The organism is Allobosea robiniae, from assembly GCF_900102525.1.
Lineage (GTDB): Bacteria > Pseudomonadota > Alphaproteobacteria > Rhizobiales > Beijerinckiaceae > Allobosea > Allobosea robiniae.
The window spans coordinates 244,339-263,606 of record NZ_FNBZ01000007.1 but is presented as its reverse complement, the minus strand read 5'-3'; the positions used below and the strand labels follow the sequence as shown (position 1 = coordinate 263,606).

Here is a 19,268-nt window from a genome sequence, read left to right as displayed (position 1 = left end):
CAGGACAGAGCACCATGGATTTCGACTACACGGAAACCCAGCAACAGATCCGGGCTGCGGTCCGCAAGCTCTGCGCCGAGTTCGGCGTCGATTATTGGCGCAAATGCGACGAGGCCGGCGAATACCCCGAGGACTTCGTCCAGGCGATGACCAGAGCAGGCTGGCTTTCGGCCCTGATCCCGGAGGAGTATGGCGGCTCCGGGCTCGGGCTGATGGAAGGCTGCATCATCCTCGAGGAAATCAATCGCTCGGGGGGCAACGGTGCCGCCTGCCACGCGCAGATGTACACGATGGCCTCGGTGCTGAACCATGGCAGCGAGGAGCAGAAGCGCCGCTATCTCCCGCGCATCGCCGACGGCTCATTGCGGCTGCAGGCCTTCGGCGTCACCGAGCCGGATGCCGGTTCCAATACGCTCAGGATCAAGACCTTCGCGAAGCGCCGACCGGGCGGCGGCTATGTGATCAACGGCCAGAAGATCTGGACCTCGCGCTACATGCAGTCGCACATGTACCTGCTGATCGTCCGGACGACGCCGTTCGAGGAGGTGAGCCGCAAGACGGATGGCCTCTCGCTCTTCCTCATCGACATCGAGAAGGCGGGCAAGGCCCTGCACGCCCGGCCGATCCGGACCATGCTGAACCACCACACCAACGAGGTCTTCATCGACAATCTGGAGGTGGGGGAGGAGGACCGGATCGGCGAGGAAGGCCGCGGCTTCCATTATCTCGTGGACTCGCTGAACTCCGAACGCCTCCTGGTCGCGAGCGAGTCGATCGGGGACGGCCGCTGGTTCACCGCGGAGGCCTCGCGATACGCCAGCGACCGGCGGGTCTTCGATCGGCCGATCGGCCAGAACCAGGGCATCCAGTTCCCGATCTCGCGGGCCCATATGAACATCGAGGCGGCCGAGCTGATGCGCAACCGGGCCGCCGCCCTGTTCGACCGCAAGCTGCCCTGCGCGAACGAGACGAGCATGGCCAAGTTCCTCGCCAGCGAAGCCGCCTGGGAGGCGGCCGAGGCGTGCATGACGACGTTCGGCGGCTATGGCGTCGCGAGCGAATATCACGTCGAGCGCAAATGGAAGGAGGCGCGGCTCTTCCGCACGGCGCCGCTCTCCAACAATTTGATCCTTGCCCAGGTCGCCCAGCACGCACTCGGCATGCCCCGTTCCTACTGAGCCGAAACGAGGACAGGATGACAGCCTTGCAGCCTCTGAAAAGCCTTTCGCCGGTCCCGGGTCCCACGGAACGCCTGGCGGCGTTCATCGTCGAGGCCCGGGTGCCGGACGAGGTCCTGAGCCAGGCCACGCGCGTGGTCGTCGACACGCTTGCCGTGACCGCGGCAGGTGGCACCGAGGAACCGGTGCGGCGGCTGGCCGGTTCCCTCGAGCCCTGGCCGGGTGCGGTACCCAGCTTCTGGGGGCCGGAAGCCTTCCGCAGCGACGATGCCGCGCTTCTGACCGGCATGGCGAGCCATGTGCTCGATTATGACGACGTCTCGATGCTGAGCGTCTGCCATCCGACGGCGCCCGTGCTGTCGGCCTTGCTGCCCCTTCTCGACAAGCGCAAGGTCACGGGGGGGGAACTGCTCGGCGCAGTGGCGATCGGCACCGAGGTGCTGATCCGTCTCGGGCAGAGCATGGGCTTTCGGCATTATGCGCTCGGCTTCCACGCAACGGGCACGCTGGGAGCGGTCGGTGCCGCCGCCGCGGTCGCGCGGCTCCTGCATCTCGATCTCGACACCACCCGGCGGGCGCTGGCCATCGCGGCCAGCATGGCCTGTGGCTTGCGAAAGAACTTCGGCTCGATGGTGAAGTCGCTTCATGTCGGGCTGGCGGCCTCGAATGGGCTCAAGGCCGTACGGCTCGCGCAGGGCGGCATCGATGCGGCTTCCGAGGTCTTCGAGGCCGACGGCTATCTCAAGGCCTTCTCCGGCGGTGAGACCGATCGCTGGCCGCCGAATGTCGTGCTCGGCGCGCCGTTCGCGTTGAGCGAGCCCGGCTTCGAACAGAAGCGCTATCCATGCTGCTACATGCTGCACCGGATGATCGAGGGCACCCTCGGTCTGCGCCGCGACGCCGGCATCGATCTCGCGGCGGTGGAGCATGTTCGCGTCGATATGCCGGCAGGCGGCACCAAACCCCTGATCCACCCGTTCCCCCGCACCGGGCTGAATGCCCTCTTCAGCGGCCCCTATGCGGTTGCCGCCAGCCTGGCCGACGGCCGGATCGATCTGGCGAGCTTCACCGACGCGGCTGTTCTTCGGCCGGACCTGCAGGCACGGCTCGCCGATATCCAGCTGGTCGAGGCGTCGGGCGAATCGAGCCGGGGCAGCGAGGTCGGCAGCGCGCCCGTCACAGTGACCGTGACCCTGAAGGATGGCGGTTCCGTCGCGAGGACGGTGACGCGCGCGCCGGGTTCGCCGGAGGACCCGATGACGGAGCAGCAACTCGCGGCCAAATGGACGGATTGCTTGCGGCGCGTGCAGCCGGGGCTCGGCGCCGATACGACGCTCAACTTGTTCGGGGAGGGGCTGGCTATCGGCACGTCGCCGGATGTCGGCGCCTGGATCACGCGGTTGCGCCTGGCGCTCGGCAGGAGCGCGGCATGAACGCCTCCGTCGCGCCTCCAGCCTTTGAGACGCTCCGGATTTCCGCGCCGGCCGAGCATATCGCCCTGGTGACGCTTGCGCGTCCGCAGGCCATGAACGCGCTGAATACGCAGATGGGGCGCGATCTGGTGACCTTCTTCGAGGCGGTCGCGCTCGATGCGGCCGGGTTGCGCTGCATCGTGCTGACCGGCGAGGGGGAGCGCGCCTTCTGTGCCGGCGGTGACCTCAAGGAACGGCGCGGCATGAGCGATGAGGCGTGGCAGCGCCAGCATGTCGTGTTCGAGCGGATGGTGCGTGCCCTGCTCGATTGCCCGGTCCCTGTGATCGGCGCGGTCAACGGGGCGGCCTATGGCGGCGGCTGCGAGATCGCCGCCTGCTGCGACTTTCTCTACGCCGCCGAACACGCCCGTTTCGCCCAGAGCGAGGTGACGCTCGGCATCATGCCCGGCGGCGGAGGAACCCAGACGATTGCCCGTGCCATCGGCGAGCGGCGGGCGAAGGAACTCATCCTGACGGGCCAGCCCTTCTCGGCGAGCGAAGCGGCGCAATGGGGCCTGGTCAATGCGGTCCTGCCCCAGGGCGAGCTTCTTCCGGCGGCGCTCGCGACCGCGACCACCATCGCCAACAACGCGCCGATTTCCGTGCGGCAGGCGAAGCAGTCGATCCACCGCGGCCTGCAGATGGCCCTGCGCGACGGCCTCACCTTCGAGATCGAAGCCTATGCCCGGATGGTCCCGACGCAGGACCGCCACGAGGGCGTGACGGCGTTCAACGAAAAGCGGCCGCCACGCTTCATCGGGAAATAGGTTGGCGATGGCGGAGCAGGTTCTGTTGAGGGAGGTCGGGCTGCGCGACGGGTTGCAGCTCGTCTCGACCGTTCTCGACACGGAGAAGAAGCTCGACTGGTGCCGCGGCGCGGTCGCTGCCGGCCTCGCCGAGATCGAGGCCACGTCCTTCGTGCCGGCGCATGTCATCCCGCAATTCGCGGATGCCGATGCCGTCGCAGCGGGGATTGCCGGAATCCGGGGCGCGCAGGTCTCCGCCCTCGTGGTGAACCTGAAGGGAGCACGGCGCGCCTTCGCCGCCGGGCTGACCAAGGTCAACTATGTGGTCTCCGCCAGCGAGGCCCACAGCCTTGCCAATGCGCGCCGCTCGACCGATGCGGCGCTGGACGAGTTCGATCTCATCGTCGCCGAGCGCGCGGCTCAAGGATTGTCCGATCGGGTCGCATTGGGCTGCGGCGTGGCGACCAGTTTCGGCTGCACGCTGCAAGGCGAAGTCGCCGAGGCGCGCGTACTCGCGATCGTCGGGCGATTGGCGCGCGCCGGAGCCGACGAGATCATGCTGGCGGATACCGTTGGCTATGGCGATCCTGCGCGCGTCCGCCGCCTGTTCGAGGGAGCCGCCGGCATTGTCGGGTCGCTGCCGCTCGCCGCGCATTTCCATGACACGCGCGGCCTCGGGCTGGCCAATGTCGGCGCTGCGCTTTCGGCCGGGGTCCGCCGCTTCGATGCCTCGCTCGGGGGGCTGGGCGGCTGCCCCTTCGCCCCCGGCGCGACCGGCAACATCAACACGGAAGACTGCGCCTTCATGCTCGCGGCGATGGGCTTCGCTACCGGCATCGACCTGGCTGCGTTGCTGCGCTTGCGGGAGCGCATTGAAACCTGGCTTCCGGAAGAACGCTTCACCGGCGCGCTCGCCCGCGCCGGCCTGCCGAAAGGCTTTTCTCCCGCAGCCTGACATTGGCGGAGCGCAATCAGGCGCTCCACGTGGCGATGGCCCCCCGCACCACCGAAGGGGCTTGGGATGCCCCTGTCAGCCTGCGGCGCTCGCAGCCTTGTCGTTGCGGTCACGGCCCCGGATACGTTCGCGCGCCTGCTGCCATTGCGCGTCGGTCCAGGGGAGGTAGTTCGTGAAATAGGCGCCGTTTGCGAGGCCATGCGCACCATCGACGGCAATCGTCTCACCGCTGAGCCATTCGCAGCCCGGCGCCATCAGGAAGGTGGCCAGGGTGGTGAGCTCGGGCTTCTGTCCAAGGCGGCCCATCGGATTGACGGAGCGTTCATAGTCATGCGCGTTGTCGGTCGGACGCAGGCGGGCCGAGGCGCCCTCCGTCGGAAAGATACCCGGCGAGATGGCATTGAGCCTGATGCCGTAGCGCCCCCATTCGATGGCGAGCGACCGCGTCATCGCCTCGATGCCGGCCTTCGACATGGCCGAGGGCACGACGAAGGGTGCGCCGGTCCGCGTGAACGTCGCCAGGATCGAGAGCACCGAGCCCTTTCGCTGTTCGGCTATCCAGCGCTGCCCGATCGCATTGGTGACGTAGAAGGTGCCGCGCAGGACGATATCGGAGATCGCGTTGAAGCCGTTCGCCGTCAGGTCCTCCGTGCGGCTGATGAAGTTGCCGGCCGCGTTGTTGACCAGCCCGGTCAGCGGACCGTGGTCGAGCCAGGCCCGGTCGACCATCGCCCGCACGGATTCAGGCGAGCGGATATCGCACTCATAGGCATCGACCGCAGCGCCGGTCTCGCGGGCTATCGCCTCGGCCGTCTCCCGGACGACCGCCTCCCGGCGCCCGCAGATCGCCACGCGCGCGCCGTAGCCGGCGAAGCGATGCGCCATTTCCCGGCCGAGTCCGGTGCCGCCTCCCGTCACGAGGATGTGCTGGCCCTTCAAGACGTCGTCCCTGAACATTCGCCTCTCCCATCTCGATTCGAGCAAGCATCGTCGCGCGGCCTCTAGCCGGGGGCGATCTCACTCGCTATTAAATTCGAACTTATTATCAAAAGGAAGAGGCTGATGTTGGAAACTGCCCGCGACGGCACGACCATGGTCCTGACCCTGAACAATCCCGCAAAGCGAAACGCCCTCTCCGCGCCGCTGAGGGAAGGACTGCTGGAAGCTTTCCTCAGGTTCGAAAGGGATCGCGATCTGCGTGCGGCGGTCATCATCGGCGCCGGCGGGAATTTCTGCTCGGGCGGAGACATCGACTCGATGAATCAATCGACGGATCTGGCCGCCGGTCGCGAGCGCTTTCGCGGCGTGCACGAGCTGACGCGGCTGATGATCCGGGGCTCGAAGCCGGTGATTGCAGCGGTGGAGGGCTGGGCGGTCGGGGCCGGGCTGGGTCTCGCACTCGCGGCGGACACGGTGATCGCCACGCCCGGCGCACGCTTCCGGGCGGGGTTTCCGCAGATCGGACTGATCGCGGACTTCGGCCTGCTGCATACCCTGCCGGCCCGCATCGGGCCCGCAAGGGCGCGCCAGTTCCTGCTGTATGACGAGGTGGTCGATGCCGAGCGCGCCGGCCGCATTGGATTGACCGATGAAACGGTGGCTTCGGGCGAGCTGCTCGAACGGGCATTGGCGCTTGCCGGCCGTTTCAGCCAACTGGCTCCCCTGGCGACGGCGCAGACCCGGGCTGCCCTGGCCCGGGGGCTCGACCAGGTGCTGGACTGGGAACGCGACACCCAGGCGGCCTTGCTGCAAACGGCCGACCACGCGGAAGGGCGAACCGCTTTCCTTGAAAGACGAAAACCGAACTTTACCGGACGATGAGGCCGCGCCGAACCGTTCTCAGATCCGCTGGCGGATGACGCTCCTGACCGAATAGCGCGTCGCCGGATAGAGATTGTAGGACAATTCGAATGTCTGCCCGTTATTGGCGACATAGCGCCGCTTCACGGCCAGGGCCGCGGTTTCGGTACCGGCGTGCAACAGATCGGCCATCGCCGCCGGCATGGTCGTCGCCGATACCTCCTGCTCGACATAGTCGAGCTTGAGACCCTGCTCATCCATGATGACTTCGTAGATCGCCCTGTCTCCCTGCTGGATGGCTTCGAGGGCCGGGGCTAGCTTCTCGGGCACGAAAACCTCCGACCAGCATAGGGGCTGCTGGTCGTTGCGTGTCGATCGCACGCCCGCAACCCGCAACCATCGGCCTTCCCGAAGTCCGGAGAAGGATTCGAACGATTTCGCCACGCTGGAGGCGAAGCCGTAATGGCGCACGTCCAGCTGGGTGCTCTGGGCGAAATCGAACAGCCCTTTGAGGTCGCGCAGCGAATGCACATAGGGCGCGACCGGCCGCTGGGCCAGCACCGTCGTGCCCGTCTTGCGCCGGCGCCCGAGGATGCCCTGCTCCGCGAGCAGCTTCAGAGCTTCACGGATGGTGTGGCGACCCACGCCGAACCGCTCCTGCAGTTCGGGCTCCGTCGGGAAGCGGCTGCCCACAGGGTAGGTCCCTCCGCCGATTTCGTCGCGCAGCAGATCCGCAAGGACCGCATGTCCGCCGGTGGTCCTGGTGCCCTCAGACATGTCCTGCTTCTTCTCGCACGCAAAATCCCCGCTCGCTCCGTGAAATAGCTTGCTCCGGCGCCGAATCATAGTCCCCGGAACGAACTGCACACTGTTCTTCGAATGAAATGGCAGGGGCTATGCCGGCCGGCCGCGCAGCCGGCCACGGCAAGGCAGCGCCGATCGAAAGTCGAAGGCATTCCAGGTGCCCGGAGATGCCCGTGCGCTTCCTCTGGCCGCTGTCGGGAAATCGTTGCGGTTTCGCCGCTTTCGGGTTGACGTCCGGAAGCTCCGCACTATCATTCGAATAAAATAATGAATGGCGATGACGCCTGAGAAATTCGGGGAGGAGAATGCGATGGATCGTCGCGAATGCATCATCGGGCTTGCCGCCGTCGGCCTCTCCGCGACGCAGGCCTTCGGGAGCACGTTTCCGACCCGGCCCCCGATCCTGTCCAATGGCTATCCTGCCGGCGGCTCGACGGATGTCGCCTCGCGATTGATCATCGAGGGTATGGCAAAGGAGCTGGACGGATATCGAATGGTCGTCGAAAACCGGCCGGGCGCCAGCGGAACCGTCGCCGCGACATGGCTGACGCGCCAGCAGCCGGACGGCTATAGCCTGCTTCTGTCGGAATCATCCTCGTTCGCGATCTGGCCGGCGATGCATGAGACCGGCGTCAAATATGATCCGGTCCAGGATTTCGACTGGATTGCGACTGTCTGTACGGCTCCCATGGTCCTGATCGTTTCGCCGAACTTTCCGGCGAAGACAGTGAAAGAGACCATCGAGCTTCTCCGTACGCCTGCATCCGCGGAGCTGAATTATTCCAGCTCGGGCGTCGGCTCGATCCCTCATATCGGTGCCGAATTGCTGCGAACCCTTGCCGGCCCCGCCAACCAGTCGCGCCATGTACCGTATCGTGGTGGTGCGCCGGCGGTGCTGAGCGTGTCGACCGGCGAGACGGCCTGGGGCGTGGCCTCGCTGGGGTCGGCGACGGGACTTCTGAACGGCGGTGCCCTGAAGGGGCTTGCCGTGACGAGCCCCAACCGGTTTCCGCTGTTCCCGGACATCCCGACTTTCAGGGAGCTCGGGATGCCGGAGATGGAGTTGAACATCTACTACCTGATCCAGGGGCCGGCGCGCCTGCCGCCCGAGGTGCTGGCCAAGCTGAACAAGGCCGGAGCCGCCTCGCTGAACCAGCCGGTCACGCGGGAACGGTTCCTCAAAGCCGGGATGCAGGCGTGGGACGGCCCCAACACTCCCGAAAGCACCCGCGAGATCGTCATGGCGGAAAATGCAAGGTTTCGCTCGATCAGCCAGCGCACCGGCTTGAAGATCGTCACCTGAAGCGCGGCACATGCAGTTTGATCGAGCCCTCACCGGAACTTCACGATGACGCCGGCAATCATCCTCAGAAGCCATGGAGGGCCGGACCAGCTGAAGCTGGAGCAGGTCGACCTGCCGGATCCCGGCCCTGGCGAATTGCGGATCAGACAGAGCGCCATAGGCGTCAATTTTCACGACGTGTATGTTCGCTCGGGTCTGTATCGCACGCTCGCGCTACCCGGCATTCCGGGCATTGAGGCCAGCGGCATCGTCGAAAAAACCGGCTCAGGGGTCCGGGATTTTCGTCCAGGCGACAGGATTTGCTATGTCACGGGCAGTTACGGAGCTTATGCCGCGCATCGAAACCTGCCCGAGAACCTTGCGCTCAAGCTGCCTGACACCATCGATGATGAGATCGCTGCCGCGACGATCCTGAAGGGGCTGACTGCCTGCATGTTGCTTCGCAGGGAGTATGCGGTCGGTCCGGGGGATCATATTCTCGTGCATGCTGCTGCCGGGGGCGTCGGCCAGCTGCTTTGCCGCTGGGCCGATCACCTTGGTGCCGTCGTCATCGGAACGGTCGGAGATCCGCGCAAGGAAGCGGTCGCGCGTGCGGCGGGGGCTGCGCATGTGTTCTCGAGCTCCGATCAGGAGCTGGTCGGCAAGGTGATGGACATCACCAAGGGCGAGGGCGTCGCCGTGGCCTACGACTCGGTCGGGCGCGACAGTTTCCAGTCCTCGCTGTCCGCGCTGTCGTATTTCGGGAAGCTGGTGAATTTCGGGCAGAGTTCCGGCCCGGTGCCGCCGTTCGAGGTTTCGCAACTCGCCGCGCGCTCAAATTCACTATCCCGGCCGATCATCTTTCATCACCTGCGCAACCCATCCGCGTTGAGGGAGATGGCGACCGAAGTCTTTGCGTTGATCGGCGAAGGCATTCTCAAGGCGGATATCGGCTTGCGCCTCCCACTGGCGGAAGCCGCCGAGGCGCATGCCAGGCTGGAAGGCCGGCGCACCGTCGGCTCCACCATCCTGCTGCCATAGGTCCCGTCGCACCGTGCCTGGATTTTCATTGAACCGCGTCGTCATCAACGTCGTGACGTCGGATCTCGGAGATTCCGTAAGCCGCGTGCTCGCGGACGTTCAGCGCTTCGGCTGGGCGTTGAACGAGATTGCGGCTTCCGCTTCGTCGGCAGACACTGCCGAGTTCAAGCTGGCTGTGTCGGCCCCTTCGGATATCCAGCTGGCTCATATCGAAGACCGCCTGGCGCGGCATCCAACGGTCGCGACCGTGCAGGCGCGATGGGCTTCCGGCTGAACAGTCCTGGGCTTTTGTGGACGCTCTCTCCCGCAAGCCGAGATTGGTGTCTGTTTCTTATTGCGTGGCTCAAGGCTGATCTCTCGGGATCGCGTGCATTTCGACCAGGGGGACGCTCTTGGTCACGACATATGTGTAATAGCGCTCGATGCCGATCGCCGGCTCCAGCAGCCGGTCGATCAGGCGCTGATAGGCGTCGATATCAGGCGTGACCACCCGCATGATGTAGTCGATACCGCCGCCGGTCGCGTCGCAGGCGACGATGGCCGGTTCCCTCGCCACGGCCTCCTCGAAGCGGCGGAAATCCGCCTGCTGATGGCTCTTCAGGCTGATCTCGACGATCACCGTGGTGCGCGGGGCATCGGGCTTCAGATCGACGATCGCGGAATAGCCCTTGATCACGCCGGCCTCCTCCATCCGGCGCAGCCGCTCCCAGCAGGCAGCCGGCGACAACGCCACCGTTTCGGCGAGCTTGAGCTTGGTCATGCGGCCGTCGCGCTGCAGGGCCGCGACGATCTTGAGATCGATGGGATCGAGCTTCATCTTCTGGGACCGCGGGTGCATAATGTCATGAATGCCTCTTTATAAGAACGAGACAATATCATGTTCCGTCAAGCCGAACGGCCTTCCGGCAACAGGCTTTCTCCCATCGTCGAGAAGGCCGTCGAATGGCGCCCGGTCCTGACGAAGCAGAAGGGCGCGACCAAGCATGCTGCGCTGACCGAGCGCATTATCGCCGATATCGACGCCGGCATCCTGAAGCCGATGGACCGGATGCCGACGCATCGCGACCTCGCCCATGCGCTCGGCATCTCCGTCCAGACCGTCAGCCTCAGCTACAAGGAGGCCGAGCGCCTCGGCTATCTCAGCGGCGAGGTCGGGCGCGGAACCTTCGTGAAGAGCCGCGTCACCGAACAGGCGGGCCGGCTGATGCTCGACCGCAGCCCCACCGAAGTCGTCGACCTCTCGATCGTGCGCGGGGTTTATCTCGATGCCCATGAGGTGGCCTCGCGCCAGGCGCTGTCAGCTTTGGCCGAGGGCGACAGCAGCGCCTTCATGCGGCCGTGCCGGCCGATCGCGGGGCTCGACCACCATCGTGAAGCGGCGCGCCTCTGGCTCGGGCCGCTCGGCGTCGAGACCTCGGTCGAGCGCATCCTGATCACCAATGGCGCCGCCCATGCGCTCTTCCTCGCGCTGGCCTGCGTGGTCCGGGCCGGCGACCTCGTGCTGACCGAGAACCTGACCGATCACGGCGTCATCGGCCTCGCCAATGTCCTCGGCTTCAGCCTCAAGGGCCTGCCGACCGATGAGGAAGGCATCCGCCCCGATGCGTTCGAGGCGGCGTGCCGCGCCGGCGGCGTGCGGGCGCTCGTGCTCATCCCGACGCTCAACAATCCGACCAGCCATGTCGCCGGCCCCGAGCGACGCCGCGCTATCGCGGAGATCGCGCAGCGCCATGGCGTCTTCGTCGTCGAGGACGAGGTCTACAAGCCGCTGATCGCCGAACCGTTGCCGTCGATCACCGCGATGTTGCCGGATCTCGGCTTCTTCCTCACCAGCTTTACCAAGACGGTGCTGACCGGCCTGCGCGTCGGCTACCTGGTCGTGCCGCCTCAATACTCGATCCGCGCCGCCTCGATCCTGCGCGTGACCAGCTGGAGCGGCACCTATCTGCCGGCCGAGATCGCGACGCGCTGGGTCCAGGACGGTACCGCGCAAAGGCTGCTCACCGTCCAGCGCGAGGAGGCGACGGCACGCCAGCGCATCGTCGCGGAGACGCTCGGAAGCCATGTCGCCTCGAGCCATCCACTCTCGCTCTGCTCCTGGCTCAAGGTTCCCGCGCATTGGACCGAGGATAGCCTGGTGCGCTCGCTCGCCGACCGGCGCATCGCCGTGACGCCGTCCGATCCGTTCGTGGCTGGCGCGGGCCATGGCGGCGGCCTTCGCATCTGTCTGGGCGGGCGGATGAGCCATGAATTGCTGGCGCGGACGCTGACGACGGTGCGCCAGACCTTCGAGCAGCTGCCGCCGGTCTTCGATATCGGCGCTATCGGCTGAGAGCGGCGAGCAGGATCCTCTGTCCATGTCATTGTCGCCTGCGGTGCAGGTTTGGCATAATTGGATCATGACAATATAATAATTGACATGAAATTTTCTCCCTCGCAGCATGACAAGCGAGGGAGACATGCCGGTGACAAAACCGCGTCTTTTCACTGCCGAGGCAGATCGACCGGCCACGCCGCCGGCCGCTGTCGCGCTGCCCGAGGTGGAAGCCGCCATGGCTCGGGTCGCTGGACGGGTCGAGCGCACACCGCTTGTAACTTCGCCTTCCCTCAGTCGTCTCTGCGACCAGCCCGTCCATCTCAAGCTCGAAACCCGCCAGCCGATCGGCGCCTTCAAGCTGCGCGGTGCGATGAATGCAGTGCTGGCGCTGACCGAAGACCAGCGCCGACGCGGGCTGGTGACCGCGTCGACTGGCAATCATGGCCGCGCTGTCGCCTATACCGCCCGCGAACTTGGCCTTGCCGCCACCATCTGCATGTCGGCGCTCGTGCCCGCGAACAAGATCGAGGCGATCCGCTCGCTGGGCGCCGAAGTCCGTATCGTCGGCCGCTCGCAGGACGATGCGCAGGCCGAGGTCGAGCGGCTGGTGGCCGAGCACGGGCTCACCCAGATCCCGCCCTTCGACCATCCCGACGTCGTTGCCGGCCAGGGCACGATCGGGCTCGAACTGATCGAGGACCTGCCGGAGCTCGCCTGCGTGCTGATCCCGCTCTCGGGCGGCGGGCTGGCGGCTGGCATCGCCGTCGCGGTCAAGGCGTTGCAGCCTTCCGTCAGGATCGTCGGCATCTCGATGGTGCGTGGTGCCGCGATGGCCGCAGCGATTGCGGCCGGCCGGCCCGTCGAGGTCGTCGAAGAGGCAACGCTGGCGGATTCGCTCGGGGGCGGCATCGGCCTGTCCAACCGCATCACCTTCGCTTTGTGCCGTGACCTCATCGACGAGATCGTGCTGCTGAGCGAGGCCGAGATCGCCGCCGGCATCCGCCATGCCGCGCTCGTGGAGGGCGAGATCGTCGAGGGCGCCGGCGCCGTCGGCATTGCCGCCTTGCTCGCCGGCAAGGTCAAGCCGCAGGGGCCGACCGCGCTCATCGCCTCCGGTCGCAACATCGACGAGGCCGTGCACCGGCGCATCGTCTCCGGAGCCGCCGCATGAGCCGCATGCTCGTCCTCACCGAAGCGGAGCTGCGCCGCATCGTCGGGCTCGACCTGAGCGCCGTTGACTGTGTCGAGGCGGCCTTCGCAGCGCTCGCGACCAAGCCGGTCGCCATGCCGCCGATCCTGCGGCTCGACATTCCCGAGCACCGCGGCGAGGTCGATGTGAAGACGGCCTATGTGCCGGGCCTCGACGGCTTCGCGATCAAGGTCAGCCCCGGCTTCTTCGACAATCCCAGACTCGGCCTGCCCAGCCTCAACGGGCTGATGATCCTGTTCAGCGCTAGGACCGGCCTCGTCGAGGCGCTGCTTCTCGACAATGGCTATCTCACCGATGTCAGGACGGCCGCGGCCGGAGCCGTCGCAGCGCGTCATCTCGCCCGGCCGGACGCCGCGGTCGCAGCCATCTTCGGCGCCGGAATGCAGGCGGGACTCCAACTCCAAGCGTTGGCGCTGGTGCGGCCGATCCGCGAGGCGCGGATCTGGGCGCGCGATGCGCAGAAGGCGAACAAGGCCGCGGCCGAGCTCTCCCGCAAGCTCGGCTTTGCCGTCACCGCCATCGCCGATCCGCAGGCCGCCGTTAAAGGCGCCGATATCATCGTCACCACGACGCCGGCCGAGCGACCGATCCTGATGGCGGACTGGATCGAGCCCGGCCAGCACATCACTGCGATGGGCTCCGACAGCGAGCACAAGAACGAGATCGACCCCACCGTCCTCGCCCGCGCCACCTATGTCGCCGACCGGCTTAGCCAGACCCGGCGGCTCGGCGAGCTCGCCCATGCGATCCGCGCCGGTTCCGCCAGCGCCGACCAGGCTTTCGCCGAGCTCGGCGAGGTCATCGCCGGCCAACGCCCCGGCCGGACACGCACCGACGAAATCACCCTGGCGGACCTGACCGGCACCGGCGTGCAGGACACCGCGATCGCCAATCTCGCCGCCGCCCGCGCCCGCACTGCCGGCGCCGGGCAGACCATCGACACCAAAGCCGAAGCGGGAGACACCGCGTGACCGTGACCCTGAACTTCACCCGCGAGGAATATGCCGAGCGCCTCGCCAAGACCCGCGCCGCCATGGAGCGAGCCGGGGTCGAACTGATGGTCGTCACCGACCCCTCCAACATGCATTGGCTCACCGGCTATGATGGCTGGTCGTTCTATGTCCATCAATGCGTGCTGGTGCCGCCGACCGGCGAGCCGATCTGGTATGGCCGCAAGCAGGATGCGAACGGCGCCAAGCGCACCGCCTATATCGGCCATGACAGCATCATCGGCTATCCCGACCACTATGTGCAGTCGACCGAGCGTCACCCGATGGATCTGCTCGCGCAGATCATCGCCGAGCGTGGCTGGGGCAAGCTCTCGATCGCGGTCGAGATGGACAATTACTATTTCTCGGCGGCGGCCTTCGCCTCGCTGCAGAAACACTTGCCGAACGCGCGCTTCACGGATGCCGGCGGGCTGGTGAACTGGCAGCGTGCTGTCAAGAGCGCGACCGAGCTCGATTACATGCGCAAGGCCGGCCGCATCGTCGAATTGATGCACCAGCGCATCGTCGAGGTCGTCGAACCCGGCATGCGCAAATGCGATCTCGTCGCCGAGATCTATGATGCCGGCATCCGCGGCACGCCCGAATTCGGCGGCGACTATCCCGCGATCGTGCCGCTGCTGCCTTCGGGCGCCGATGCCTCGGCCCCGCATCTGACTTGGGACGACAAGCCGATGCGCCTGGGGGAGGGCACCTTCTTCGAGATCGCCGGCGCCTACAAGCGTTACCACTGCCCGCTCTCGCGCACCGTCTTCCTGGGCAAGCCGACGCAGGCCTTCCTCGACGCCGAGAAGGCGACGCTCGAAGGCATGGAGACCGGCCTCGCCGCGGCAAAGCCGGGCAATACCTGCGAGGACATCGCCAACGCCTTCTTCGCGGTGCTCAAGCGGTACGGGATCATCAAGGACAACCGCACCGGTTATCCGATCGGCCTGTCCTATCCGCCGGATTGGGGCGAGCGCACCATGAGCCTGCGCCCCGGTGACCGGACCGAACTCAGGCCCGGCATGACCTTTCATTTCATGACCGGCCTCTGGCTCGAGGATATGGGCCTCGAGATCACCGAAAGCATCGCGATCACGGAGCGCGGCGTCGAATGCCTGTCGAACGTGCCGCGCCAGCTCTTCGTCAAGGAGTGATGCGATGCTGACCGCTTCACCCCGCCCCTCGCCGGTGACGCCGACGATCGACCTCTCGGCGCCGGGTGTGCAGCATGGCCACTTGCGCCTGCCCTATAGCCGCGACGACAGCGCCTGGGGCTCGGTGATGATCCCGATCTGCGTCGTCGCGAACGGGGAGGGGCCGACCGCTCTGCTGACCGGCGCGAACCATGGCGACGAATATGAGGGGCCGGCAGCGCTGTTCGAGCTGGCACGCTCGCTCGATCCAGCCGAGGTCTCGGGCCGGGTGATCATCCTGCCGGCGCTGAACTACCCGGCCTTCCGCGCGGGCACGCGGACCTCGCCGATCGACAAGGGTAATATGAATCGCAGCTTTCCGGGCCGCCCGGATGGCAATGTCACCGAGAAGATCGCGGATTACGTCACGCGCCATCTCGTACCGCTCGCCGATATCGTCCTCGACTTCCACTCCGGCGGAAAGACGCTCGACTTCCTGCCTTATGCCGCCGCGCACGAGCTGCCGGACAAGGCGCAGGAGGCACGCTGCTTTGCGGCGGTCGCGGCCTTCTCCGCGCCCTACTCGATGAAGATGCTGGAGATCGACGCCGTCGGCATGCTCGACACCACCGTCGAGGAGATGGGCAAGGTCTTCGTCACAACCGAGCTCGGCGGCGCCGGGACGGCGAGCGCGACGAGCATCGGCGTCGCACGGCGCGGCGCGGGCAACCTGCTCAGGCACGCTGGCATCCTTGCCGGAACGCCCGAGACGGCGCCGACCCGCTGGCTCGACATGCCTTCGGCCGATTGCTTCACCTTCGCCGGGGATGATGGGCTGATCGTTTTCGAGCACGACCTCGGCGCGCCGGTGCGCGCCGGCGACGTCATCGTCCGGGTCTATCCCGTCGGGAAGACCGGGCTCGCGCCGGCCGAGTACCGGGCCGCCATGGACGGCGTGCTCGCCGCGCGTCACGTCCCCGGGCTGATCAAGGCCGGCGACTGCCTCTCCGTCCTCGCCGTGCTGAGGGAGGCGCCCTGACCCATTCGGCCGGCGACCGGTCCAAGCCAATCCGCCGGCGCGAAGACGCCAGCCAAGCCGAAGCAATCGGCACGCGGAGAAACATCAACCAGAGGAGAATTGCACATGCCGTTTCTGAAGATCGCGGGTCTCTCCGCCATTGCTCTCGCCACCGGGCTTGCCGCCGCCGGCGCCACCACGCTCAAGGACGTCAAGGACCAGGGCTATATCCGCGTCGCGACCGCCAACGAGGTGCCCTATTCCTACATGAAGGATGACGGCACTTCCGCCGGCATCGGCCCGGACGTCGCCAATGCCGTGTTGAAGAAGCTCGGCATCGCCGAGGCCAACTGGTCGGTCACGCCGTTCGGCACGCTGATCCCCGGCCTCAAGGCCAAGCGCTTCGACTTCGTCGCGGCCGAGCAGAACATCTCGCCGGAGCGCTGCAAGCAGGTCTCCTTCACCGAACCGAACTCGTCCTATGGCGAGGGCCTGCTGGTGAAGAAGGGCAACCCGAAGAAGCTGACGACCTATGCCGACATCGCCAAGGACCCCTCGCTGAAGGTCGCGGTCGTCTCCGGCGCCAACAATATCGACTTCCTGCGCGCCGTCGGCGTCAAGGACAGCCAGGTGATCTTCATCACGGCCAATGCCGACGCGCTCGCCACCGTCCAGAGCCGCGCCGACGCCTATGCTGCGACCGAGCTCACTGTCGCCTCGCTCGCCAAGGGCCAGGCCAATGTCGAGCAGGTCGCGCCCTTCACCGACCCGGTGGTGAACGGCAAGCCTGTCCGCAATTTCGGCGGCTTCGCCTTCCGGCCCGAGGACAAGGAGCTGCGCGACGCCTTCAACGCCGCGCTGGTCGAGTTCCGCAAGACCGACGACTACAAGAAAATTCTGGGCACCTACGGACTGTCGGAAGCCAGCATCAAGGCGGCGGCGGATCGCAAGGTCGCGGACCTCTGCGCCGGCAAGTGAGGCGTTAGCCGACATCATTCCGCCCGCCCGGTGGCGGGCGGAACTCCACGCCTGTTCAACGTTGTCGCGGAGCCTGCCGGATGGAATGGTTGTCCTATCTGCCTGCATTGTCGCGCGGGGCCCTGATCACCGCCGGGATCACCGTGTCGGCGATCGCGATCGGCGCGGTCGCGGCCTTCGCGGCCGGTATCGCCCGCGCCGAGGGCGGGCGCGTGCTGTCGATGGTGGCGCTCTGCTACACCGAGCTCTTCCGCGGGACGTCGCTGCTCGTCCAGCTGTTCTGGTTCTATTACGCCCTCCCGCTGGTCGGGATCAGCTTCGAGCCGGTCGCCACCGGCATCCTGGTGCTCTCACTGCATGTCGGCGCCTATGGCTCCGAGATCGTTCGCGGCGCGCTGCAATCGGTCTCGGTCCAGCAGCATGAGGCGGCGCGGGCCCTGAATTTCGGCCGGGCCCAGACGCTGATCCACATCACGCTGCCGCAGGCGCTGGTCGAGATGATGCCGGCCTTCGGCAACCTCGCCATCGAAACCCTGAAGCTCTCCTCGCTGGTCTCGCTGATCTCGATCGCCGACCTGACCTTCCGGGCTCAGTCGATCCGCAACCTCACCCTCGACAGTGCCGGCATCTACAGCCTGACGCTCGTCGGCTATTTCGCGATGTCGCTGGTGCTGATGCTGCTCATGCGGCTGATCGAGCGGCTCGTCCGGCGCGGTGCGGCCTTCCCGCGCGCGGCGCATTCGTGAGGAGCCGCGCATGATGTACGGCTTCGAATGGGATACGACAACACCGCTGACCTACGCGTCCTCGATCCTGCCGATCATCCTCATCGGTCTCACCGTGACCCTGCAGGCGGCAGCGGCCGGCTTCGCGATCGCGCTGGTGCTCGGCCTCGTCTTCGCGCTGCTGCGCCGCAGCCGGTTCACGTCCGTGTCCTGGACGACGGCTGTCGTCGTTGAGTTCTTGCGCGACACACCGCTGCTGGTGCAGCTCTTCTTCCTCTACTACGTGCTCCCGGACTACGGGATAACACTGCCGGCTTTCCTGACCGGGGCGATCGCGCTCGGGCTGCAATATTCGGCCTACACCTCCGAGGTCTATCGCGGCGGCATCGAGGCTGTGCCGCGTGGGCAGTGGGAGGCGGCGACCGCGCTGAACCTCTCCCGGATGCAGACCTATCGCGACATCGTCGTGCCGCAGATCGTGCCGCGTATCCTGCCGGCGATGGGTAACTACCTCGTCGCCATGATCAAGGAGACGCCGGTGCTCTCCGTCGTCACGGTGCTCGAGATGATGGGGCTCGCCAACATGATCGGCGAGCGCACCTTCGAATATCTGGTGCCGCTGACGCTGGTCGGCCTGATCTTCCTCCTCCTCACGCTGATCTGCTCGGCCGGCCTGCACCGGCTGCAGAAGGCGCTGCCGAAAGCAGGGATCCCGCTGCGATGACCGAGAACACTCATGCGCCCATCATCGAGTTCGCCGGCGTGACCAAGCGCTTCGGCGCGCTGACCGTGCTCGACGATTTCAACTTCAGCGTCGCCCGCGGCGAGAAGGTCACGCTGATCGGCCCGTCGGGCTCGGGCAAGTCGACGGTGCTGCGCATCCTAATGACGCTGGAGCCGTTCCAGGAGGGCCGGCTGACGCTCGCCGGCATGCCCTATCACGAGCCGAATGCCGGCGGGCCGTTCAAGGCGTCGGACGGGCATCTGCGCCAGATCCGCAGCCATGTCGGCATGGTCTTCCAGAGCTTCAACCTGTTTCCCCACATGACCGTGCTGCGCAATGTCGTCGAGGCACCGTTGCGCGTGCTCGGCCTGCCGCGCGGCGAGGCCGAATGCCGGGCCGTCGACCTCCTCGCCATGGTCGGGCTCGCCGACAAGAAGGACCATTACCCGGCCCAGCTCTCCGGCGGCCAGCAGCAGCGCGTCGCGATCGCCCGCGCGCTCGCCATGCGCCCGCGCGTGCTGCTCTTCGACGAGCCGACCTCGGCGCTCGACCCGCAGCTCGTCGGCGAGGTGCTCTCGGTCATTCGCGGCCTCGCCAGCGAGCACGACCTCACCATGCTGCTCGTCACCCACGAGATGCGCTTCGCCCGCGAGGTCTCCGACCGGGTCTGTTTCTTCGACAAGGGCCGGATCTGCGAGCAGGGCGAGCCGGAGCGCATCTTCAGCGCGCCGGAGCAGCCGCGCACCCGGGAATTCCTGGCCTCGGTACTGGGCTGAAGTCGCGCCGACAATCTATCGGCGCCGCCCTGAACTTCCGAGACTGTCTCGGCGCGCAGCCGGCACTTCGAAGACAGTCTCGTCACTCTTCCGCCTAGCCTCGTCGTCAATCGAGGG

General features: G+C 66.5%; 20 protein-coding genes. 17 read left to right on the top strand and 3 right to left on the bottom strand.

Annotated elements, in window-relative coordinates; all coding sequences use genetic code 11:
• The first annotated feature begins 14 nt into the window (after positions 1 to 14).
• Genes BLQ70_RS20120 through BLQ70_RS20105 form a run of 4 tightly spaced genes read left to right on the top strand, consistent with a single transcriptional unit; the run spans position 15 to position 4,351 of the window.
• Complete coding sequence (locus tag BLQ70_RS20120; RefSeq protein ID WP_091860431.1) at positions 15 to 1,178, top strand: acyl-CoA dehydrogenase family protein; 1,164 nt, start codon at positions 15 to 17, stop codon at positions 1,176 to 1,178.
• A gap of 26 nt (positions 1,179 to 1,204) precedes the next feature.
• Positions 1,205 to 2,611 (top strand): MmgE/PrpD family protein, encoded by a 1,407-nt coding sequence (locus tag BLQ70_RS20115; protein ID WP_170843483.1) that lies wholly within the window; start codon positions 1,205 to 1,207, stop codon positions 2,609 to 2,611.
• Positions 2,608 to 3,417: an enoyl-CoA hydratase/isomerase family protein gene (locus tag BLQ70_RS20110; RefSeq protein WP_091860425.1), complete on the top strand. Its 810-nt coding sequence runs from the start codon at positions 2,608 to 2,610 to the stop codon at positions 3,415 to 3,417. Before BLQ70_RS20115 ends, BLQ70_RS20110 begins: the two co-directional genes overlap by 4 nt.
• Before the next feature lie 7 nt (positions 3,418 to 3,424).
• On the top strand, positions 3,425 to 4,351 hold the full coding sequence (locus BLQ70_RS20105; RefSeq protein ID WP_091860789.1) for a hydroxymethylglutaryl-CoA lyase: 927 nt from the start codon (positions 3,425 to 3,427) through the stop codon (positions 4,349 to 4,351).
• Between the two features lie 75 nt (positions 4,352 to 4,426).
• Here the strand turns inward: BLQ70_RS20105 and BLQ70_RS20100 are convergent, their stop codons facing one another.
• Positions 4,427 to 5,308 carry an SDR family oxidoreductase gene (locus BLQ70_RS20100; protein WP_091860421.1) on the bottom strand — a complete coding sequence of 294 codons (882 nt, stop codon included), beginning with the start codon at positions 5,306 to 5,308 and terminating at the stop codon, positions 4,427 to 4,429.
• 105 nt (positions 5,309 to 5,413) lie between these two features.
• Here BLQ70_RS20100 and BLQ70_RS20095 point away from each other — a divergent pair, with 105 nt between their 5' ends.
• On the top strand, positions 5,414 to 6,172 hold the full coding sequence (locus BLQ70_RS20095; RefSeq protein WP_091860418.1) for an enoyl-CoA hydratase/isomerase family protein: 759 nt from the start codon (positions 5,414 to 5,416) through the stop codon (positions 6,170 to 6,172).
• A gap of 18 nt (positions 6,173 to 6,190) precedes the next feature.
• On the opposite strand, the gene BLQ70_RS20090 is transcribed toward BLQ70_RS20095, so the two are convergent.
• On the bottom strand, positions 6,191 to 7,018 hold the full coding sequence (locus BLQ70_RS20090) for a GntR family transcriptional regulator (RefSeq protein ID WP_139163599.1): 828 nt from the start codon (positions 7,016 to 7,018) through the stop codon (positions 6,191 to 6,193).
• 388 nt (positions 7,019 to 7,406) lie between these two features.
• Here BLQ70_RS20090 and BLQ70_RS20085 point away from each other — a divergent pair, with 388 nt between their 5' ends.
• From BLQ70_RS20085 to BLQ70_RS20075, 3 genes are read left to right on the top strand one after another with little or no spacing between them, the layout of a single operon-like run.
• Positions 7,407 to 8,258, top strand: a complete 852-nt coding sequence (locus BLQ70_RS20085) for a Bug family tripartite tricarboxylate transporter substrate binding protein (RefSeq protein WP_170843482.1) — start codon at positions 7,407 to 7,409, stop codon at positions 8,256 to 8,258.
• A 45-nt stretch (positions 8,259 to 8,303) separates the two neighbouring features.
• On the top strand, positions 8,304 to 9,278 hold the full coding sequence (locus BLQ70_RS20080) for a quinone oxidoreductase family protein (RefSeq protein WP_091860409.1): 975 nt from the start codon (positions 8,304 to 8,306) through the stop codon (positions 9,276 to 9,278).
• 28 nt (positions 9,279 to 9,306) lie between these two features.
• Positions 9,307 to 9,552, top strand: coding sequence for a hypothetical protein (locus tag BLQ70_RS20075; RefSeq protein ID WP_091860406.1), 246 nt, complete (start codon positions 9,307 to 9,309; stop codon positions 9,550 to 9,552).
• A gap of 69 nt (positions 9,553 to 9,621) precedes the next feature.
• On the opposite strand, the gene BLQ70_RS20070 is transcribed toward BLQ70_RS20075, so the two are convergent.
• Positions 9,622 to 10,095: an Lrp/AsnC family transcriptional regulator gene (locus BLQ70_RS20070; protein ID WP_091860785.1), complete on the bottom strand. Its 474-nt coding sequence runs from the start codon at positions 10,093 to 10,095 to the stop codon at positions 9,622 to 9,624.
• A 60-nt stretch (positions 10,096 to 10,155) separates the two neighbouring features.
• Here BLQ70_RS20070 and ehuR point away from each other — a divergent pair, with 60 nt between their 5' ends.
• The 9 genes from ehuR to ehuA all read left to right on the top strand — a co-directional run bounded on the left by ehuR (position 10,156) and on the right by ehuA (position 19,151).
• The gene (gene ehuR, locus BLQ70_RS20065) at positions 10,156 to 11,610 is read left to right on the top strand and encodes a MocR-like ectoine utilization transcription factor EhuR (protein ID WP_091860403.1); all 1,455 of its coding nucleotides are present in this window, start codon (positions 10,156 to 10,158) and stop codon (positions 11,608 to 11,610) included.
• A gap of 127 nt (positions 11,611 to 11,737) precedes the next feature.
• Entirely contained in the window at positions 11,738 to 12,766 is a 1,029-nt protein-coding gene (gene eutB, locus BLQ70_RS20060; RefSeq protein WP_091860400.1) for a hydroxyectoine utilization dehydratase EutB, read from the top strand.
• Positions 12,763 to 13,776 (top strand): ectoine utilization protein EutC, encoded by a 1,014-nt coding sequence (gene eutC / locus BLQ70_RS20055; RefSeq protein WP_091860397.1) that lies wholly within the window; start codon positions 12,763 to 12,765, stop codon positions 13,774 to 13,776. The genes eutB and eutC overlap by 4 nt, the downstream gene beginning before the upstream one ends.
• On the top strand, positions 13,773 to 14,951 hold the full coding sequence (gene doeA / locus BLQ70_RS20050) for an ectoine hydrolase DoeA (protein ID WP_091860394.1): 1,179 nt from the start codon (positions 13,773 to 13,775) through the stop codon (positions 14,949 to 14,951). Before eutC ends, doeA begins: the two co-directional genes overlap by 4 nt.
• 4 nt (positions 14,952 to 14,955) lie before the next feature.
• A complete protein-coding gene (gene doeB / locus BLQ70_RS20045) occupies positions 14,956 to 15,969 on the top strand; it encodes a N(2)-acetyl-L-2,4-diaminobutanoate deacetylase DoeB (protein ID WP_091860391.1) in 1,014 nt (337 codons plus the stop codon).
• 105 nt (positions 15,970 to 16,074) lie between these two features.
• Complete coding sequence (gene ehuB, locus BLQ70_RS20040) at positions 16,075 to 16,926, top strand: ectoine/hydroxyectoine ABC transporter substrate-binding protein EhuB (protein ID WP_091860388.1); 852 nt, start codon at positions 16,075 to 16,077, stop codon at positions 16,924 to 16,926.
• Between the two features lie 80 nt (positions 16,927 to 17,006).
• Positions 17,007 to 17,672 (top strand): ectoine/hydroxyectoine ABC transporter permease subunit EhuC, encoded by a 666-nt coding sequence (gene ehuC / locus BLQ70_RS20035; protein ID WP_091860385.1) that lies wholly within the window; start codon positions 17,007 to 17,009, stop codon positions 17,670 to 17,672.
• A 10-nt stretch (positions 17,673 to 17,682) separates the two neighbouring features.
• Complete coding sequence (ehuD, locus tag BLQ70_RS20030; protein ID WP_061966090.1) at positions 17,683 to 18,375, top strand: ectoine/hydroxyectoine ABC transporter permease subunit EhuD; 693 nt, start codon at positions 17,683 to 17,685, stop codon at positions 18,373 to 18,375.
• Complete coding sequence (ehuA, locus tag BLQ70_RS20025) at positions 18,372 to 19,151, top strand: ectoine/hydroxyectoine ABC transporter ATP-binding protein EhuA (RefSeq protein WP_091860382.1); 780 nt, start codon at positions 18,372 to 18,374, stop codon at positions 19,149 to 19,151. Before ehuD ends, ehuA begins: the two co-directional genes overlap by 4 nt.
• The last annotated feature ends 117 nt before the right edge of the window (positions 19,152 to 19,268 follow it).